This window comes from Streptomyces sp. NPDC055632, from assembly GCF_053618675.1.
Genome location: NZ_JBSHHY010000025.1, coordinates 13,425 through 31,024, shown reverse-complemented (window position 1 = coordinate 31,024; position 17,600 = coordinate 13,425). Strand labels below are relative to the sequence as shown.

At 73.3% G+C, this 17,600-nt stretch carries 18 protein-coding genes; 6 read left to right on the top strand and 12 right to left on the bottom strand.

Going from position 1 to position 17,600, the window contains the following annotated elements:
* The first annotated feature begins 125 nt into the window (after positions 1-125).
* Both ACWGSR_RS26965 and ACWGSR_RS26960 read left to right on the top strand, forming a co-directional pair.
* Positions 126-1,622 carry a zinc-dependent metalloprotease gene (locus ACWGSR_RS26965; protein WP_453569716.1) on the top strand — a complete coding sequence of 499 codons (1,497 nt, stop codon included), beginning with the start codon at positions 126-128 and terminating at the stop codon, positions 1,620-1,622.
* On the top strand, positions 1,619-2,140 hold the full coding sequence (locus ACWGSR_RS26960) for an NUDIX hydrolase (protein WP_383331557.1): 522 nt from the start codon (positions 1,619-1,621) through the stop codon (positions 2,138-2,140). The genes ACWGSR_RS26965 and ACWGSR_RS26960 overlap by 4 nt, the downstream gene beginning before the upstream one ends.
* 58 nt (positions 2,141-2,198) lie before the next feature.
* Here the strand turns inward: ACWGSR_RS26960 and ACWGSR_RS26955 are convergent, their stop codons facing one another.
* The 4 genes from ACWGSR_RS26955 to ACWGSR_RS26940 all read right to left on the bottom strand — a co-directional run bounded on the left by ACWGSR_RS26955 (position 2,199) and on the right by ACWGSR_RS26940 (position 6,050).
* Positions 2,199-2,954 (bottom strand): AIM24 family protein, encoded by a 756-nt coding sequence (locus tag ACWGSR_RS26955; protein ID WP_376243104.1) that lies wholly within the window; start codon positions 2,952-2,954, stop codon positions 2,199-2,201.
* A gap of 19 nt (positions 2,955-2,973) precedes the next feature.
* Positions 2,974-3,654, bottom strand: a complete 681-nt coding sequence (locus tag ACWGSR_RS26950; RefSeq protein WP_453569711.1) for an AIM24 family protein — start codon at positions 3,652-3,654, stop codon at positions 2,974-2,976.
* Positions 3,655-3,668: 14 nt separating this feature from the next.
* Positions 3,669-5,306, bottom strand: coding sequence for a TerD family protein (locus ACWGSR_RS26945; RefSeq protein ID WP_376243108.1), 1,638 nt, complete (start codon positions 5,304-5,306; stop codon positions 3,669-3,671).
* A 132-nt stretch (positions 5,307-5,438) separates the two neighbouring features.
* Positions 5,439-6,050, bottom strand: a complete 612-nt coding sequence (locus ACWGSR_RS26940; RefSeq protein ID WP_376243110.1) for a M48 metallopeptidase family protein — start codon at positions 6,048-6,050, stop codon at positions 5,439-5,441.
* Between the two features lie 323 nt (positions 6,051-6,373).
* Here ACWGSR_RS26940 and ACWGSR_RS26935 point away from each other — a divergent pair, with 323 nt between their 5' ends.
* Both ACWGSR_RS26935 and ACWGSR_RS26930 read left to right on the top strand, forming a co-directional pair.
* Positions 6,374-7,600: a TOMM precursor leader peptide-binding protein gene (locus tag ACWGSR_RS26935; RefSeq protein WP_453569707.1), complete on the top strand. Its 1,227-nt coding sequence runs from the start codon at positions 6,374-6,376 to the stop codon at positions 7,598-7,600.
* Between the two features lie 42 nt (positions 7,601-7,642).
* Positions 7,643-9,016, top strand: a complete 1,374-nt coding sequence (locus ACWGSR_RS26930) for an ABC1 kinase family protein (protein WP_453569704.1) — start codon at positions 7,643-7,645, stop codon at positions 9,014-9,016.
* Between the two features lie 6 nt (positions 9,017-9,022).
* Here ACWGSR_RS26930 and ACWGSR_RS26925 read toward each other — a convergent pair whose 3' ends face one another.
* From ACWGSR_RS26925 to ACWGSR_RS26905, 5 genes are all read right to left on the bottom strand, one after another.
* Entirely contained in the window at positions 9,023-9,205 is a 183-nt protein-coding gene (locus ACWGSR_RS26925) for a hypothetical protein (RefSeq protein WP_366371725.1), read from the bottom strand.
* A 107-nt stretch (positions 9,206-9,312) separates the two neighbouring features.
* On the bottom strand, positions 9,313-9,636 hold the full coding sequence (locus ACWGSR_RS26920) for a hypothetical protein (protein ID WP_383329622.1): 324 nt from the start codon (positions 9,634-9,636) through the stop codon (positions 9,313-9,315).
* On the bottom strand, positions 9,633-10,001 hold the full coding sequence (locus tag ACWGSR_RS26915; protein ID WP_376243118.1) for a WhiB family transcriptional regulator: 369 nt from the start codon (positions 9,999-10,001) through the stop codon (positions 9,633-9,635). The genes ACWGSR_RS26920 and ACWGSR_RS26915 overlap by 4 nt, the downstream gene beginning before the upstream one ends.
* A 194-nt stretch (positions 10,002-10,195) precedes the next feature.
* A complete protein-coding gene (locus tag ACWGSR_RS26910; RefSeq protein WP_376243120.1) occupies positions 10,196-10,543 on the bottom strand; it encodes a hypothetical protein in 348 nt (115 codons plus the stop codon).
* 172 nt (positions 10,544-10,715) lie between these two features.
* Positions 10,716-12,899 carry an ATP-dependent DNA helicase UvrD2 gene (locus tag ACWGSR_RS26905; protein ID WP_453569699.1) on the bottom strand — a complete coding sequence of 728 codons (2,184 nt, stop codon included), beginning with the start codon at positions 12,897-12,899 and terminating at the stop codon, positions 10,716-10,718.
* Positions 12,900-13,089: 190 nt separating this feature from the next.
* Here ACWGSR_RS26905 and ACWGSR_RS26900 point away from each other — a divergent pair, with 190 nt between their 5' ends.
* Complete coding sequence (locus ACWGSR_RS26900) at positions 13,090-13,332, top strand: mycoredoxin (protein WP_366371716.1); 243 nt, start codon at positions 13,090-13,092, stop codon at positions 13,330-13,332.
* A gap of 47 nt (positions 13,333-13,379) precedes the next feature.
* Here ACWGSR_RS26900 and ACWGSR_RS26895 read toward each other — a convergent pair whose 3' ends face one another.
* On the bottom strand, positions 13,380-14,549 hold the full coding sequence (locus ACWGSR_RS26895; RefSeq protein ID WP_453569696.1) for an alkene reductase: 1,170 nt from the start codon (positions 14,547-14,549) through the stop codon (positions 13,380-13,382).
* 66 nt (positions 14,550-14,615) lie between these two features.
* Between ACWGSR_RS26895 and ACWGSR_RS26890 the strand changes: the two genes are divergently transcribed.
* Positions 14,616-15,011, top strand: a complete 396-nt coding sequence (locus ACWGSR_RS26890) for a MerR family transcriptional regulator (RefSeq protein ID WP_376243127.1) — start codon at positions 14,616-14,618, stop codon at positions 15,009-15,011.
* Between the two features lie 96 nt (positions 15,012-15,107).
* Here ACWGSR_RS26890 and nudC read toward each other — a convergent pair whose 3' ends face one another.
* On the bottom strand, positions 15,108-16,019 hold the full coding sequence (gene nudC, locus ACWGSR_RS26885; RefSeq protein ID WP_376243147.1) for an NAD(+) diphosphatase: 912 nt from the start codon (positions 16,017-16,019) through the stop codon (positions 15,108-15,110).
* Between the two features lie 154 nt (positions 16,020-16,173).
* Positions 16,174-17,592, bottom strand: a complete 1,419-nt coding sequence (locus ACWGSR_RS26880) for a dipeptidase (RefSeq protein WP_376243129.1) — start codon at positions 17,590-17,592, stop codon at positions 16,174-16,176.
* Positions 17,593-17,600: the final 8 nt, after the last annotated feature.

Below are 17,600 nucleotides of genomic sequence, written 5' to 3'. Positions count from 1 at the left end.
GAGCACCGAGCCCGTTTCCGGCCCGGATGTCTACGCTGGTGGTGTGCGGAGCCTGTCGTGGGCAGGCTCTGGTCGGGCAGTCGCCGTCGGCAGGAGGCCGGCGGCCCTACGAGCCGAGGAAACCTGTGAGTGACACCCCATTCGGATTCGGCCTTCCGCCGGAGGAGCCGGAGGACGGCGACGGCAAGAAGAAGGACCCCGCCGGAGGTGGCCAGGGGTCCGGTGGCCAGGGCGGCAACCCGTTCGGGGCGAACCCGTTCGGTTTCGGCGCACTGCCGGGCATGGGCGGGGCCGGCGGGCCGGGCGGCGCGGACAATCCGTTCGCGGCCATGTTCGGCTCGCTGAACCCCAACGATCTGGGCGCGGCCTTCCAGCAGCTCGGGCAGATGCTGAGCTATGAGGGCGGTCCCGTCAACTGGGACATGGCCAAGCAGATCGCGCGCCAGGTGGTGGCCCAGGGCACCCCGGACGGCACCAAGGACGCCAGCGTGGGCCCGGCCGAGAAGTCGGCGGTCCAGGAGGCGCTGCGCCTGGCCGACCTGTGGCTGGACCAGGCGACCTCGCTGCCCTCGGGCGCGAACGTCGCCGTGGCGTGGAGCCGCGCGGAGTGGGTCGAGGCGACGCTGCCGGCGTGGCAGCAGCTCGTGGACCCGGTCGCCGAGCGGGTCGGCGCGGCGATGGGCGACGTCCTGCCGGAGGAGATGCAGGCCATGGCGGGCCCGCTGATCGGCATGATGCGCTCCATGGGCGGCGCCATGTTCGGCCAGCAGATCGGGCAGGCCGTGGGCGCGCTCGCCGGTGAGGTCGTCGGCTCGACCGACGTCGGCCTGCCGCTGGGCCCGGCCGGGCGCGCCGCGCTGCTGCCGCTGAACGTCGAGGCCTTCGGCAAGGACCTGGGCGTGCCCTCGGACGAGGTGCGCCTCTACCTGGCCCTGCGCGAGGCCGCCCACCAGCGCCTCTTCGCGCACGTGCCGTGGCTGCGGGCGCACCTGTTCGGCGCGGTCGAGGGGTACGCGCGCGGGATCAAGGTCGACACCTCGAAGCTGGAGGAGGCGGTGGGCCAGCTCGACCCGACGCATCCCGAGCAGCTTCAGGAGGCGCTCCAGCAGGGCATGTTCCAGCCGGAGGACACCCCGGAGCAGAAGGCGGCCCTGGCCCGTCTGGAGACGGCGCTCGCGCTGGTCGAGGGCTGGGTGGACGCGGTGGTCCACGAGGCCGCCAAGTCCCGTCTGACCTCGGCGGACGCGCTGCGCGAGACGCTGCGCCGGCGCCGGGCCTCGGGCGGTCCCGCCGAGCAGACCTTCGCGACCCTGATCGGTCTGGAGCTGCGTCCGCGGCGGCTGCGGGACGCGGCGCGCCTGTGGGCCTCGCTCACCGACGCGCGCGGGGTCGACGGCCGGGACGGCCTGTGGGAGCACCCGGACATGCTGCCGACGGCGACCGACCTGGACGACCCGGACGGCTTCGTGCACCGCGAGCACCTGGACTTCTCCGAGCTGGACAAGATGCTCGGCGAGGCGGCGAAGGGCGGCGCCCCGAAGGACGACTCCCCGGAGGACGACGGCCGGGACGGAAACAACGGCGGCGGGGACGGCAACGGCGGCGGGGACGGCAAGGAGTGACCCTGCACGACGACGCGGTCCTCGTACTGAAGGAGTACGGGGGCCAGGAGGAGCTGCGCCAGGTCTATCTGGACCACCTGGACGCGCACCCGGACGGCATGTACAAGCCCTGCTCGGCCGGTCACCTGACGTCCAGCGCGCTGGTGGTCGACCCCGTTCGGGGGCGGGTCCTGCTGACCCTGCACAAGAAGCTGGGCATGTGGCTGCAGATGGGCGGCCACTGCGAGCCGGGTGACGTCACGGTCGAGGGCGCCGCGCTGCGGGAGGCGACGGAGGAGTCCGGGATCCCCGGGCTCGTCCTGCTGCCGGGCGGCCCGGTGCGGCTCGACCGGCACCCGATCCCGGCGCCCTGCCACTGGCACTTGGACGTGCAGTACGCGGCCCTGGCGCCGGCGGACGCGGTGGAGCGGATCAGCGAGGAGTCGCTGGACCTGCGCTGGTTCGCGTACGAGGACGTGGCCGGCGTGGCGGACACGTCGGTGGTCCGTCTCCTGGAGGGCACGCTGGCCCGGCTGTGAGGACGGGGGAAGGGGGCGGGCGCCCGACCGGCGCCCGCCCTCTTCCCCGTACCCCTGCCTAGTTCCAGGCGTTGTTCTGGTTCTGGCCGTGGGCCCCGTGCTGTCCGGCCCCGTACTGGGCGGCGATGCCCTGGCCGATGGCCGCGTGCTGCGGGGGCATGACCTCGCTGGGCTGGACGAGGGCGAAGCCCTGTCCGAGGAAGCTGAGCTCCCAGCCCTCTCCGGTGTCGCCGCGCCGGCGGCGGACGCTGGAGTTGTGCGTCTGCGCCTGCATCTGGACGCGCAGCCCGGTGGACCAGGCGACGATCGCGTCCGCGTCGACGCTGACGTACTTCTCGGGTGTGACCTGCATCATCAGCGGCTGCCCGGAGGTCATCAGGGCGACCTTGCCGCGGCCGGAGATGTTGAGCTGGTACTTGCCGGAGCCGGAGATGCCGTACTGGCTGTCGACGGCGATGACCTCGGTGTGGAGGGTCGAGTCGAGCGCCAGGACGTAGGCGCTGTCGACGGTGAGGCCCTCCTGCTCGACCTCCACGACGTGGACGTACTGGGCGAGGTTGGCGAAGTAGACCGTGCCCTGCCCGGAGCAGCGCATCAGGTCGAGGCCCTCCCCGGTGCGGGCGCGGGCCCGGCGCCGGCTCGCGCTCTGGTACTCGCCGTCGAAGTCGATGAGGCCCTGGTAGGCGACCATGGCGCCCTTGCGGGCGAGGACGTCGTCCTGCCCGGTCAGGCTGACCCGCAGGAGCTGCGGGTTCTGGACGACGTACCGCTCCTGGCTCTGCTGCTCGGCGTGGTTGAAAAGCGGGCTCTGCATGGTGTGTTCTCGCTCCCCCTCAGCCCCGGATCCGCAGGCGGTCGGTGCTGTCCTCGCTCGGCTGTACGACGACGATGCCCTGGCCCGAGAAGGCCATCTGGTACGCCTCGCCGCTGCCCCGTCCGATGAGGGAGGAGGCCTTGAAGCTGCGCTTGCCCTTGACCTTGAGCGCGGGCGACCAGGCGACGAGCGCGTCCGGGTCGACGTACGTCTCGTCCTCGCCGCGGCCGCAGTCGACGACGATCGGGGTGCCGCGCGAGGTCAGCGCGACCCAGCCGGTGCCGGCGATCGTCACGTTGAACAGGCCCTGTCCGGCGAACTTGGCGAGGCCCTTGACCCGCTCGACGCCCCACTGGAGGTGCGCGTCGAAGGCGAGGAGGTTGGTGCCGTTGACCGACAGGGAGTCGTTGTTCAGGTTGATCACGACGACGTCGGCGCCGTAGTCGGCGAGGTAGAGCAGTCCGTCGCCGGAGCACTTCATGATCGGCGCGCCCTCGCCCGTGACCCACTGCTGTGCGTACTGGCGGACGGCGGGCGGGTTGGGCTCGTAGGTGATGAAGCCCTCGTAGGCGACCATCGAGCCCGACCGGGCGTAGAGGTCCTGGCCGCTCGACATGGCGACCTTGAGCATGGCGCTGCCGTGGTTCTCCATCCGGGCCGCGACGGGGGTCGGGACGTAGCCCGCGAGTTGCTGGTTCATGGCTTCGGGCTCCCTCAGACCTCGTAGGGCTGGACGACGACGAAGTTTCCGGGGGCGCCCCGGAACTGCAGGTTCACGGTCTCCCCGCTGTGGCCGGGGTAGGCGTTGCGGCGCAGGCGCACCTGGCTGGAGAGGACGACCTGGGAGGCCGACGACCAGGCGACGACGGCGTTGCAGTCGGCGAAGGTGGTCGGCGTGACCGGGAGGACCACGGGGATGCCGCGGGTCTTCACGACGACGGTGCCGCTGCCCTGGAACTGCATGGTGAAGAGGGCGCCGCCGGGGATGCCGTGGCCCTCGATGCGGCGGACCTCGTACTGGAGGGTCTCGTCGAACGCGAGGACGTTCTCGGCGGAGACGCAGATCCCGTCGCCCTGGAGCTCGATCGGGTGCAGCTGGGCGCCCTCCTCGGCGAGGAAGACCTGGCCGCGGCCGGTGCAGCGCATGAGCTGCATCTCCTGGCCGGTGGCGTTGCCGACGATCCGGCCGGCGAAGCCCGCGCCCTTGTAGCCGAAGTCGACCTTGCCCTGGTACATGACCATGGAGCCCTGCCGGGCCAGGACGGGCGTGCCGCCCATGGCGAGGTCGACCCGCATGAGCTGCTGGTTCTGCGGGGTCCAGCGGGAGCCGGTGGGGGCCTCCTTGTACGGCGCGAGCGCGGCGGCGAGGCCCGCGCCGGCGGCGGGGGCGCCCTGGGGCACGCCCGCGTGCTGCTGGCCGTAGGCGGGCGGCTGCTGGCCGTACGGGGGCGGGGTCTGCCCGTAGGGGGGCTGCTGGCCGTGGGGCGGGGTGTGCGGCGGCTGGCCGTGGCCGGGGTACTGGCCCGGGGGCTGCCCGGGGACCTGGCCGTACGGCGGCGGCGTCTGCCCGTACGGGGCGGGTGCCGGGGCCGGCGGGGGCACGGGGGCCGGGGCCAGGGGCGCGACCATCGTGGGCGCCGTGTGGACCGGCGGCGCCGGCGGGGCGGGGGCCGGAGCGGGCGGGCCGGGCGGGGCGCCGAACACGGGCGCGGGGGCCGGGGCGGGCGCGGGGGCCGGGGCGGCGAAGGCCGGGGGTGCCGCGGCCCGGGGCGGCGGGGCGAAGCCGGGGGCGGGCGCCTGCTGCTGCGGGGCGGCGGACTCCTCCTCGGCGACCTCGCCGCCGAAGTTGCGCAGGAGCGCCTCCAGGCCTCCGTCGAAGCCCTGGCCGACGGCGGCGAACCGCCAGACGTCCTTGAGGTAGAAGTCGCCGAGCATCACCGCGCGCTCGGTGGAGAACTCCGCTCCGGTGAACGCGTACCGGGCGACCTCCTCGCCGCCGGCCACGATCCGCAGGTGGCCGGGGCCGATCTGGGACATCTGGCCGGCGCCGTCGATCGTGGCGGTGAAGGACAGCTTGTGGATGTGCGCCGGGATGCGGTCGAGGGTGACGCGGAAGGACTCGGTGTCACCGGCCTGGGCGCCGAGCTGCTGGATGGACTCCTCGGGCGACTTCGGCTGGTTGAAGAAGACGAAGTAGCGGTCGTCCGAGAGCCGCTCGTCGGCGTCGAGGCCGAAGCAGCTGATGTCGAAGGTCAGTCCGGGCGCCGCGATCTGCACGCCCACGTACAGATCGGTCCCCGCGGTCAGATCGCTGATCTTGGCCTTGTGGCCGCGTTGGAATTCCCTGGCCATGCGTAACGTCCGTCCCCCATCCCGAATGGCGAATGCTCGCGTCAGGCTAACCGCTGTGTGCGACATTGAGACAGGCCAGGGTGTTTTCGGTACGGAATCGGGAAATCCGTGTGCCGCCGCGTGGCGGCGCCGTCACTCCTCGCGAACGTCCGGAAGGTCCTGGTCGTCCGCGTGGCCGGGGTGGTCCGAGAGGTTCGGGAGGCGGTCGGCGGCGACCACGCCCTCCAGGTAGCCGCGGGCCCGCTCGGTGCGGGGGTAGGCCTCCAGGAGCCGCCAGAAACGGGGGCCGTGGCCGGGCACGAGCAGATGGGCCAGCTCGTGCAGGAGGACGTAGTCGACGACGTACTCGGGCATGCCCCGGAGCCGGTGGGAGAGGCGGATGCTGCCCTCGGAGGGGGTGCAGGAGCCCCAGCGGGTGTTCTGGTTGGTCACCCAGCGGACCGAGTCCGGGCGGGCCCGGCCGCCGAAGTACTGGTCGGAGAGGCGCCGCGCCCGCTCGGTGAGCTCGCGGTCGCCGAGGACGCCGCGGCTCTCCTTGGCGGCGAGCTTCTCCAGCATGACGCCGACCCAGCGGCGCTCCTCCGCCTCCGACATTCGGGCGGGGATGAGCACGACGGTCCGGTCGCCCTCGCGGTAGGCCGAGACGGTCCTGCTCCGCCGCGCGCTCCTGCGGACCTCGACCTCGCTCGTCCCCGCGCCGTGGGGCGGCTTGCTGGTCACGCTGCGTCGTGGGTCGGCGGGCACGGCCCCGACGTTACCCGCTGCCGGAGCCGTTTCGGGAACGGTCCGGCCGTGCCCCGCCCCATTTGAATGACTAATCCCCCGGCCTGTGGACAACTTTCGGCACCGGCCGGGGCGACGGGGCATTCTCACTTCCGGGCGACGGAAATCCGTTGTCGATCATGAATGCGGATCGTGCGTGCGGATCGTGCGTGCGAATCACGAGTACGGGGCATGAGCGCAGGTCAGTGAGTGCGGGTCGAGTGAGTGCGAGTCAGGTAAGTGCGGGTCAGGTAAGTGCGGGTCGAGTGAGTACGGGTCGAGTGAGTGCGGACGGGGGCGGGGAAATGCATCCGATGGTGAAACCGGCGCTGCGGCGGGCCTGGCGGAGTCTGCGGTGCGTCCAGTTCGGGGTCACTCCGGCCCATGCCGTGGTGCTCGACCCGGTCGGCCCGGAGACGGAGGCGGTGCTCGGGCTGCTCGACGGGACGCGCGGGGTCGAGCTGCTGCGGGGCGAGGCGCGGGCGCTCGGTCTACCGGACGGACGCCTCGACGCGCTCCTCGGCCGGCTGGAGTCGGCGGGGCTCCTCACCGACGCCGCGGCGGGGCGGCCCGGGAGGGCGGGGCCGGCCGCCGGGGCGGCGGACGCGGCCCTCGATCCGCTCCGGGCGGACCTGGCCTCCCTGTCCGTGGTCCACCCCGAGCCGGAGCGGGCGGCGGGGGTCCTGGCGGCCCGGCGGGCCCTGCGCGTCCAGGTCCGGGGCGCGGGACGGGTGGGGGCGACGGTGGCGGCCCTGCTCGCCGCGGCGGGCGTGGGCCGGGTCGAGGTGCTGGACCCGGGCCGGGTCGAGCCCTGGGAGACCGCACCGGGCGGCCTGCCGCCCGAGTCCGTCGGCGAACGCCGGGCGACGGCCGCCCGCCGCCTGGTCGGGCGCTGGTCACGGGGCGCGGCGCACGGGGGCGGCCGGGGCGGAAGCGGGGCCGGGCCGGGTGGCCGGGGCGGAAGCGGAGTCGGGCCGGGCGGCCGGGCGGGGGTGGGTCGTCACGGGCCGGGTGAAGGGAGGGGTGGGGCCGGGGTTTCACTCGTGGTGGTGACGCCGAGGGACGGTCTCGGCGCGTACGTCCCTGATCCGCTCCCGGCCGAGCGGTGGGTCGCCACCGGCACCCCCCACCTGTACGCCGGGGTCGTCGAGGCCACGGGGACGGTCGGCCCGCTCGTGCTGCCGGGCGGCACGGCCTGCGCCCGCTGCCTCCAGGAGGAGCGGACGGACCGGGATCCGGTACGGCCCCGGCTGCTCGCCCAGTGGCGCTCCGGCGCCCCGCACCCGCTGCCGGCCTGCGACCTGGGGCTGGCCACGGCGGTGGCGGGGCTGGCCGCCGCGCACGCCCTCGCCTTCCTGGACGGGGACCTGCCGGCGAGCACGGGCACCCGCTGGGAGGCGTCACTGCCGTTCCTGGAGTGGCGGGCGGAGCGGCTGAGGCCCCATCCGGCCTGCCCTTGCGGGGCAGCGCGCGGAAGAGAGGGGGAACGCGCCTCGGCAGCGGAGGACAGGCACGACACAATGGCGGGGTAACGGGCCCTGCGCGGCACTGCAGTCTGGGTTTTGGAGGGGCGCATGTCTGATCTTCCCCGGAAGGCGGTCACCCGGACCGCCAAGTTGGCCGCGTTGCCCCTGGGCTTCGCGGGCCGGGCCACCTGGGGCCTGGGCAAGCGGATCGGCGGCAGATCGGCGGAGATCGTCGCCCGCGAGCTCCAGCAGCGCACGGCCGACCAACTCTTCAAGGTGCTCGGTGAGTTGAAGGGAGGGGCGATGAAGTTCGGGCAGGCGCTCTCCGTCTTCGAGTCGGCCCTGCCGGAGGAGGTCGCCGGTCCGTACCGGGCGGCCCTGACGAAGCTCCAGGACGCGGCGCCCCCGATGCCGACGCGGACGGTGCACGCGGTCCTGGAGGAGCGTCTCGGCGCCGACTGGCGGGAGCTGTTCCTGGAGTTCGAGGACAAGCCGGCGGCCGCGGCCTCGATCGGACAGGTGCACCGGGCCGTGTGGCACGACGGGCGCGAGGTCGCGGTCAAGGTGCAGTACCCGGGCGCCGGGGAGGCGCTGCTCTCGGACCTCACCCAGCTGAGCCGCTTCGCCCGGCTCCTCGGCCCGCTGGTCCCGGGCATGGACATCAAGCCACTGATCGCCGAGATGCGGGACCGGGTCTCCGAGGAGCTGGACTACGGCCTGGAGGCCACGGCCCAGCGGAAGCACGCGGAGGAGTTCGCGGACGATCCGGACGTGGTGGTCCCGGCGGTGGTGCACCAGTCGGAACAGGTCCTGGTGACCGAGTGGATGGAGGGGCTTCCGCTCGCGGAGGTGATCGCGGACGGCACCCGGGAGCAGCGGGACCGGGCGGGCCAGCTCCTCGCCCGCTTCCTCTTCTCCGGCCCGGCGCGCACCGGTCTGCTGCACGCCGATCCGCACCCGGGGAACTTCCGGCTGCTGCCCGGGGCCGACGGGGAGGGGGACCCGGAGGGCTGGCGGCTCGGCGTCCTCGACTTCGGCACCGTGGACCGGCTGCCGGGCGGGCTGCCCGGGACGATCGGCACCTGTCTGCGGATGACGCTGGCCGGTGACGCCGAGACGGTCTACGACCTGCTGCGCGAGGAGGGCTTCGTCAAGGAGACCGTCTCGCTCGATCCGGACGCGGTCCTGGAGTACCTGCTGCCGATCATCGAGCCGGCCGAGGCGGAGTCCTTCGTCTTCACGCGTTCCTGGATGCGCACCCAGGCGGCCCGGATCGCCGACCCCCGCTCCCCCGCCCACCAGTTGGGCAAGCAGCTGAACCTGCCGCCCTCGTACCTGCTGATCCACCGGGTGACGCTGAGCACCATCGGGGTGCTGTGCCAGTTGAACGCGACGGTCCGCCTGCGCGACGAACTGGTCGCATGGCTCCCGGGCTTCGCCGAGCCGGAAGCGGAAGCCGAGACAGCGGTGGAGGCGGGCTAGGAACCGTCACCACCAGGAGGAGTCGAGTCTGCCCTCGATGGCGCGGAGGTTGGCCCGGGAGCACTCCTCGCAGAAGTACACCCGGCGGTCGTCCTCCACCGAACAGGTCCAGGTCAGCGGCAGGGTGTCGGCGGTCCTGCCGCAGCGCGCGCAGGTGAAGGGCTCCTCGGGGGCACCGGCGTCGTTCACCCTCGCGACGATAGCCCGGCGGGGCGTCCGCGGTCCCGCACAACGCACCGCGGGGGCCGGTCCTGACGGACCGGCCCCCGCGACGGCGCCCCGGAGGGCGCGGGTTCTCAGTGCATGACGGCCATGGCCAGCGCGCGGCGGGCGCGCAGCGAGACGCGCTCGGCGCGGCGCTGCATGCGCCGGGCGGCGACCAGGCGCACGGCCTGGCGTTCCGCCTCGGCCTCGCGCTGTCGGTCGTGCATATGGGCACGAGCCAGGGCTTCGGGGATGAGTTGCATTTCACGGGTCCTGTTCTGACGCGCCACGGGAGCGGCGGCGGGGGAGAAGGCTGAGGTCGCGGAGCCGGCGGGCTCGCTGGTGGAAGAGGTCATCGGGGCCTGCTTCTGGGGATCGTGCGTGTGGGGGCGGTCGATGGTTCCGGTGGCGTTCATGCCGAGACCGGGTTCTTGCGCGGACGGCCACGGGGCCGCTTCCGGGCGACGACCACGCCCTGGACGAAGAGCTCACCGCCCCAGACGCCCCACGGCTCGCGCCGCTCCTTGGCGCCGGCGAGGCAGGCGGCCACGAGCGGGCAGGTCCGGCAGAGGGACTTCGCGTACTCCACGTCCGCCGGGGACTCCGCGAAGAAGACCTCGGGGTCGTAGGAGCGACAGGGGACGGGGACGCCGAGGTTCTCGATGGCGTCGTCGAGCGCGGTGAGCGCGGTGAGGGGGGTCAAAGCGGGGTCCTCCGTGAGGCCGGGCTGGGGGATCGAATCGGAAAGCGGTACGGACGGGGCGTGCGCTTCGAGTTGCACGGTGTTCTTTCCTCGTCTGGTCTTTCCGGCCTGTTGGCCGGGGTTTCGGCTGGTACCGGGTCGTGTCTGTCCCGAGGCCCCTTCTCCCGCCCGTCCCCGTTCGGAGACGAACCGTCCCCGTTCGGGGACAAACAGAAGGGCCGCGGATCCCGGGTGGGGTTCCGCGGCCCTGAAGGCGCCTGCCTGATCCTGGATCAGGCTGGATCACTCCAGGGTTCGAGCCCACGGAAGGCCCACATCGTGTGGTGAATCGTCTGCTGCTGGGTGCCGGCACCGGTCGCCGCAAAGGCATAGGCCTTGGCCTTGCCCGCTGCTCCTGCTTCCAGTGCCTTGGTCGGTCGCTCATTGCGCAGGTCCACGGAGGCCCGAAGCTCTACGGCGGCGGGCATGCCGAGGCCGGAGAGACCGGAGGTAGGCAGACCGGTGCCAATGAACGACACGGCGGAGAGGCCGAGCGAGCAGGCGGAGACGACCGAGCGATCGGTCATTTTGGCGGTGCTGACGAAGCTGGCGGTGCTGGTCTGAATGGTGCTGCTGATCACTGGAATCGCCTCCTCTCGGCGTCTCGGAGGGCTCGGGTGCGAGCCGGACCCTCATGTTTATTTGGACAAGTACAGCACGAAGACAGGGCTTCGAAGAAGCCGTCGTTTCCGTGGTTAAGAACCTATGGGGCTTGACGGGGCGGGCGCAAACTATTTTTCCGACGAGTTTTCCTCAGTCCTCACCGGCCCCCGTCCCTCCCTCCTCACCTGCGCAGATGGCCAGGACGTCGGCTCCGAAGCGGTTCAGCTTGCGGGTGCCGACGCCGGAGATCGAGGCGAGCTCCCCGCCGGTGGCGGGGACGCGCTCGGCGATCGCCATGAGCGTCTTGTCGGTGAAGACGCAATAGGCCGGCTGGCCGAGCTCGCCCGCCCGCTCGGCGCGCCAGTCGCGGAGCCGCTCGTACAGCCCCTCGTCCATGTCCGAGGGGCAGTCCTCGCAGCGCATCAGCTTCATCGCGCCCGCCTCGGTGAGGGTCGTGCCGCAGACCCGGCAGCGGACGGGGCCGCGCGTCCTGCGCCGGCCGTCGGCGCTCCCCCGCTCGACGGAGCTCCGGACGCCGCCGCCGTGGCCGAGGGCCCCGAGGGCGCCGGAGCCGGGGCGCAGGCCCTTGAGGAAGCGGGTGGGGCGCCGGGAGGGCCGGCCGCCCGGGGAGCGGGAGAGGGACCAGGAGAGCGCGAGGTGGACCCGGGCGCGGGTGACGCCGACGTACAGCAGGCGCCGCTCCTCCTCGACCTGCTCGTCGGTCTTGGCGTAGGTGATCGGCATCATGCCCTCGGTGAGGCCGACCAGGAAGACGGCGTCCCATTCGAGGCCCTTGGCCGCGTGCAGCGAGGCGAGGGTGACGCCCTGGACGGTCGGGGCGTGCTGGGCGGCGGCCCGCTCGTCGAGCTCGGCGACCAGGTCGGAGAGGGTGGCCCCCGGCCTGGCGCGGGCGAAGTCCTCGGCCAGCCGGACGAGGGCGGCGAGGGACTCCCAGCGGTCGCGGACGGCGCCGGAGCCCGCGGGCGGCTCGGTGGTCCAGCCCTTGGTGGAGAGGACCGCCCTGACCTGCGCGGGCAGGTCCTCGGCGTCGTCGAGGAGGGAGTCGTTGCCCCCGGCACGGGCCGCGCCGCGCAGGGCGATGCCCGCCTCCCGGACCTCCTGGCGCTCGAAGAAGCGCTCGGCGCCGCGGAGCTGGTAGGGCACTCCGGCGTCGGCGAGGGCCTGCTCGTAGACCTCGGACTGGGCGTTGATCCGGTAGAGGACGGCGATCTCGCCGGCCGGCACGCCGGCGGCGACGAGGTCGCGGACCCGGCGGGCGGTGCCCTCGGCCTCGGCGGGCTCGTCGGCGTACTCGGCGTAGACCGGCTCGGGGCCCGGGTCGCGCTGGGAGATCAGCTCCAGGCGGTGCTCGGCGGCCCGGCCGCGGGCCTGGGAGAGCAGTCCGTTGGCCAGGTGGACGACCTGGGGGGTGGAGCGGTAGTCGCGGACCAGCTTGACCACGGTGGCGCCGGGGTGCCGGGTGCGGAAGTTCAGCAGGTGGTCGGGGGTGGCGCCGGTGAAGGAGTAGATCGTCTGGCTGGCGTCGCCGACCACGCAGAGGCTGTCGCGGTCGCCGAGCCACAGGTCGAGCAGCCGCTGCTGGAGCGGGGAGACGTCCTGGTACTCGTCCACCACGAAGTGCTGGTACTGGCGGCGGACCTGGTCGGCGATGTCGTGCCGGTCCTGGAGGATGCCGACGGTGAGCAGCAGCACGTCCTCGAAGTCGATCACCGATCGGTCGCGCTTGAGCTGCTCGTACGTGGCGTAGATCTGGCCGATCTCGGCCGGGTCGCGGGGGGCGTCCCGGTGGGCCTTGGCGACGACGGCCGGATAGTCGGCGGGGACGGTCTGGGTGACCTTGGCCCACTCGATCTCACCGGTGACGTCCCGCAGCTCGTTCCGGTCGAGCCGGATCCGGCAGCGGGCGGCGGCCTCGGCGACGAGCTGGACCTTCCGCTCCAGGAGCCGGGGCAGCTCGCCACCGACTGCTTTCGGCCAGAAGAACTGGAGCTGGCGGAGGGCGGCGGAGTGGAAGGTGCGGGCCTGGACGCCGCCCGCGCCGAGCTGCCGGAGCCGGCCGCGCATCTCGCCCGCCGCGCGGTTGGTGAAGGTGACGGCGAGCACGCCGGCGGGCTGGAGCACGCCCGCCCGCACCCCGTACGCGATCCGGTGCGTGATGGCCCGCGTCTTGCCCGTGCCGGCTCCCGCCAGCACGCACATCGGGCCGCCCAGGGCGAGCGCGACCTCGCGCTGCTCGGGGTCGAGCCCGTCGAGCACCGCGTCGGCCGTCTCCGGGACCCGGGGGAAGAGAGTGGAGTGCGTCGCTGCTGTCACCCCGCCATGCTGCCAGGTCCCGCGGGGCCGGTGCGCCGGGTTGTCCACAGGCGGGAGGCTCCGGTCATACGAATCGCGGGGCGCGGGACCGGGCCCGGGACCGGTTGCGGGAATGGGACGGGCGGGGCGTACGTTCTCCTTCTCGGACCCGTCAGCGAACGCAAGCGAAGAACCAGAGGAGCGCCTGGCCATGCAGGGCACTGTGACGATGTACAGCACCACGTGGTGCGGCTACTGCCGTCGGCTGAAGAGCCAGATGGAGCGCGAGGGCATCGCGTACACGGAGATCAACATCGAGCAGGACCCGGACTCGGCGGCGTTCGTCGAGAAGGCCAACGGCGGCAACCAGACCGTGCCGACCGTGCTCTTCCCGGACGGCTCCACCCTGACGAACCCGAGCCTCGCGCAGGTCAAGCAGAAGATCGGCGCCTGATCGATTTTCGGCCACTGCGGCCGCCGCTCGCATCACGCCCCCTTCGGTCACACCCGACCGGAGGGGGCGTTCTCGTGCTCCGGGGAAACGGCCTCGCGTGCCGGGGGGACGTCCGCGAGGGTCGGGTAGTCGGTGTAGCCGTTCTCGCCGCCCGTGTACATCAGGCCCTCCTCGCGGACGGGGTTGATCGCGGCCCCGGTCCGGAGGCGTTCGACGAGGTCGGGGTTGGCGAGGAAGGGGCGGCCCAGGGAGATCAGGTCGGCCCCGGCGGCGAGAAGCCGCTCGGCCGCGCGGCGGCCGCCGTCGGCGGGCAGGGGCCCGCCCCAGCCCAGGACGGGGTTGGCGATCAGGGTTCCCTCCCAGGTCTTCCGGATGTCCTGGAAGAGCGGCTGGTCCGGGTCGGCGAAGACGAGGTGCAGATAGGCCGGGCCGACGGGGGCCAGGGCGGCGACGAGGGCCGGGTAGATGTCTTCGGTGTCGCCCTCCTCGATGCCGTTGACGGTCAGGCCGGGGGCGAGCCGCACGCCCACCCGCTCGGGGCCGATCGCGTCGGCGACGGCCCGGACCACCTCGACGGTGAGGCGGATCCGCCCGGCGACGGAGCCGCCGTACGCGTCGGTGCGGCGGTTGGTGTTCTTCGCCAGGAACTGGTGCAGCAGGTAGCCGTTGGCGGCGTGGACCTCCACGCCGGCGAAGCCCGCGTCGACGGCCCTGCGGGCCGCGGCGGCGAAGTCGGCGACGGTGGCGCGGATCTCCTCGACGGTCATCTCGCGCGGGACGACGGCGTCCCGGCGTCCGCCGGGCGTGTGGATCGGCTCGGGGAGGGCGACCGGCGAGGGGGCGACGGGCGTGAGCCCGCTGTTGTCGGGGTGACCGACCCGGCCGCCGTGCTGGAGCTGGAGGAACATCCGGCCGCCGGCCGCGCGCACGGCGTCGGTGACCCGCCGCCATCCGGCCACGTGGGCGTCGTTGTGGATGGCCGTGATGTTCGGGTAGGTCTGGCCCACGGCGTTCGGCGTGGAGGCCTCGGCGACGATCAGGCCGGCGGAGGCGCGCTGGGCGTAGTAGGTGGCCATGACGGGCTTCGGGACGCCGTCGGCCGTGGCGCGGTTGCGGGTCATCGGCGCCATCACCAGGCGGTTCGGCAGTTCCAGCGGGCCGAGGCGGGCGGAGTCGAAGAGGCGGGAGGGGCGGAGTGCGTCCGGTGCGTTCGTCATGCCCGTACGGTAGGAGTTGACACTGGTGTCAGGTTCAAGTCCGGTTCCGGCGAACGGGGATGTGACATGCGGATCGGTGAACTCGCCCGGCGCAGCGGGGTGAGCGAGAGGTCGCTGCGCTACTACGAGACGCAGGGCCTCCTGGCGTCCGAGCGCACGCCGGGAGGGCAGCGCGACTTCGGGGAATGGGCGGTGGACCGCGTCATCCGGGTCCAGGCGCTGTACGCGGCCGGGCTCACCAGCAGGAAGATCGCGCTGCTGCTGCCCTGCATGCGGGACGCGGACGGGGCGGCGAGCGAGATCGCCACGCCCCGGCTCGTCGACGAGCTGAGCGCGGAGCGCGACCGCATCGACCGTACGATCGCGGACCTGGTGCGCTCCCGCGACGTCCTGGACGAGGTCATCTCCACGGCCGCCGCCTCCCTCGCGCCCGTCCGCGCGGGGGAAACGGTTTCGTCCTGACGGGTTCGGGTCGGGGTCCGGGCCTGGATCGAGGTCCGGATCGAGGTCCGGATCAGGGTCCGGATTCGGGACCGGGCCCCGGGCTGGTCGGGCGGGTCAGAGCACGTCGCCCGGCTTCGGGAGCGGCCTGCCGTACCAGCGCTCGACCAGGCGGGAGGCGATCGAGATGCCGTACGGGGGGACGACCTCGCCGGTCTCGAAGGCGGCGGCCAGCTCCTCGCGGGAGAACCAGCGGGCCTCGTGGATCTCCTCCCCGTCCACGGTGATCTCCGAGGAGGTGGCGCGGGCGAAGAAGCCCAGCATCAGGCTGGACGGGAAGGGCCAGGGCTGGCTGGCGACGTACGCGACCTCGCCGACCGTGACGCCCGCCTCCTCGAAGACCTCGCGGACCACCGACTGCTCGATGGACTCGCCCGGCTCGACGAAGCCGGCGAGGGTCGAGAAGCGGCCCTCCGGCCAGTGGACCTGGCGGCCGAGCAGGGCCCGGTCCTGATCGTCCGTGACGAGCATGATCACCGCGGGGTCGGTGCGCGGGTAGTGCTCGGCGCCGCAGGCCTGGCAGCGGCGGATGTGCCCGGCCGCGGCGATGACCGTGCGCTCGCCGCAGCGCGAGCAGAAGCGGTGGAGGCGCTGCCAGTTCTCCAGGGCCACGGCGTGCACCATCAGACCGGCGTCCCGGTCGGAGAGCAGCAGCCCGGCCTCGCGCAGTCCGGCGGGGCGGGCGGACTGGTCCATGCGGCCGGGCAGGGAGTCCTTCTGGAGCGCGAAGTAGGAGACCCCGTCGGCGTCCGTGCCCAGGAAGTAGCGGTGGGTCTCGGTGACCGGGGCCTCGAACGCCGGGGTCATGACGAGTTCGGTGGTGCCGTCGGGCCGGTCGTCGATCAGCACCTGGCCGCCGGAGACCACGAAGACCCGGGTCGTGGGGTGGCTCCAGGCCGCCGCGAGCCACGCCTCGTCGAGGCGGTGGTGGGCGGCGCGGTCGACGCCGCTCGGGGCGGTGAGCGAGATCGGGCGGTCCGCCGGGGCGTCCGCCGGGAACGGGGAGTCCGGGGCGTCCGGGGAGTCCGGGGCGTTCTCCGGGGCCGACGTGTCTTTCAGGGCCGGCGCGTTCTTCAAGGTGCTCACAGGTTGCTTCCAACTCCCCCGGTTCGGTGTGGTGGGTTCAGCGCTCGGCGGCCTGGAGGGCGACGGGCAGGTCGCCCCAGAGATGAGCGGTCGTCTCGACGCCCTTCATGAGGAGATCGAGCTCGATCTTCTCGTTCGGGGCGTGCCAGCCGTCGGACGGGACGGAGATGCCGAGGAACAGGACGGGTGCCTCCAGGACGTCCTGGAGGTCGGCGGCCGGACCCGAGCCGCCCTCGCGGGTGTAGCGGACCTCGGCGCCGTCGAAGGCCCGGCTCATGGCCCCGGCCACCGCCTTCAGGGCGGGGTGGCCGAGGGGGGTGAGGCAGGGGCGGGTCGGGGCGCCGAAGACGATCTCGTACCGGATCCCGGCCGGGACGAGTCCGGCGAGCCAGTCCCGTACGGCGAGTTCGATCGTGGCGGGGTCCTGGCCGGCGACGAGCCGGAAGGAGAGCTTGAGGTGGGCGGAGGCGGGGACGATCGTCTTGCCGCCGGGGCCCTGGTAGCCGCCGCCGATGCCGTTGACCTCGGCGGTGGGGCGGGCCCAGACCCGCTCCAGGGTGGAGAAGCCGGCCTCGCCCAGGGTGGCGTGGGACTTGGCGGTGCGCAGCCAGGCCGCCTCGTCGAAGGGCAGCTCGGCGACGAGGGCCCGCTCGGTGTCGGTCAGCTCGGTCACCCCGTCGTAGAAACCGGGGATCGCCACGCGCTCGTCGGCGTCGTGGAGGGCGGCGACGATCCGGCCGGCGACGGTGGCCGGGTTCGGCACGGCGCCGCCGAAGGAGCCGGAGTGGACGTCCTGGTCGGGGCCGTACAGCTCGATCTCGCAGTCCGCGACCCCGCGCATGCCGGTGCAGACGGTGGGGGTGGTCTCGGACCACATGCCGGTGTCGGAGACGATCACGGCGTCGGCGGCGAGCCGCTCCGCGCGGGCCTCGACCAGCTCGCGGAAGTGCGGGGAGCCGGACTCCTCCTCGCCCTCGATCAGCAGCTTGAGGTGGACGGCGGGGGCCGTGCGGCCGGTGGCGGCGAGGTGGGCGCGGACGCCGAGGGTGTGGAAGAAGACCTGGCCCTTGTCGTCGGCCGCCCCGCGCGCGTACATCCGGCCGTCGACCACGGTCGGCTCGAACGGGTCCGTGTGCCAGCCGTCCTCGCGGGCGGCGGGCTGCACGTCGTGGTGGCCGTAGACGAGGACGGCCGGGGCGCCCGGGTCGTCCGAGGGCCACTCCGCGAACACGGCGGGGGCGCCGGCGGTCTCCCAGACCTCGACCGTCGTGAAGCCGGTCTCCGTGAGCTTGGCGGCGAGCCAGTCGGCGCTGCGCCGCACGTCACCGGCCCGCTCGGGCTGCGCCGAGACGGACGGGATGCGCAGCCACTCGGCGAGGTCGCCGAGGAAGGCGGCGCGGTGCCGCTCGACGTACGTGCGCACTGCGTGGACGGCGCTGTCCGGGGTCTCGCTCATACGTATGA

Excerpts from the sequence above, each read along its gene's own strand:
- ACWGSR_RS26955 (WP_376243104.1), bottom strand. The coding sequence starts at position 2,954 with ATGCAGAGCCCGCTTTTCAACCACGCCGAGCAGCAGAGCCAGGAGCGG.
- ACWGSR_RS26950 (WP_453569711.1), bottom strand. The coding sequence starts at position 3,654 with ATGAACCAGCAACTCGCGGGCTACGTCCCGACCCCCGTCGCGGCCCGG.
- ACWGSR_RS26945 (WP_376243108.1), bottom strand. The coding sequence starts at position 5,306 with ATGGCCAGGGAATTCCAACGCGGCCACAAGGCCAAGATCAGCGATCTG.
- ACWGSR_RS26935 (WP_453569707.1), top strand. The coding sequence starts at position 6,374 with ATGCATCCGATGGTGAAACCGGCGCTGCGGCGGGCCTGGCGGAGTCTG.
- ACWGSR_RS26930 (WP_453569704.1), top strand. The coding sequence starts at position 7,643 with ATGTCTGATCTTCCCCGGAAGGCGGTCACCCGGACCGCCAAGTTGGCC.
- ACWGSR_RS26920 (WP_383329622.1), bottom strand. The coding sequence starts at position 9,636 with ATGAACGCCACCGGAACCATCGACCGCCCCCACACGCACGATCCCCAG.
- ACWGSR_RS26900 (WP_366371716.1), top strand. The coding sequence starts at position 13,090 with ATGCAGGGCACTGTGACGATGTACAGCACCACGTGGTGCGGCTACTGC.
- ACWGSR_RS26895 (WP_453569696.1), bottom strand. The coding sequence starts at position 14,549 with ATGACGAACGCACCGGACGCACTCCGCCCCTCCCGCCTCTTCGACTCC.
- ACWGSR_RS26890 (WP_376243127.1), top strand. The coding sequence starts at position 14,616 with ATGCGGATCGGTGAACTCGCCCGGCGCAGCGGGGTGAGCGAGAGGTCG.
- ACWGSR_RS26880 (WP_376243129.1), bottom strand. The coding sequence starts at position 17,592 with ATGAGCGAGACCCCGGACAGCGCCGTCCACGCAGTGCGCACGTACGTC.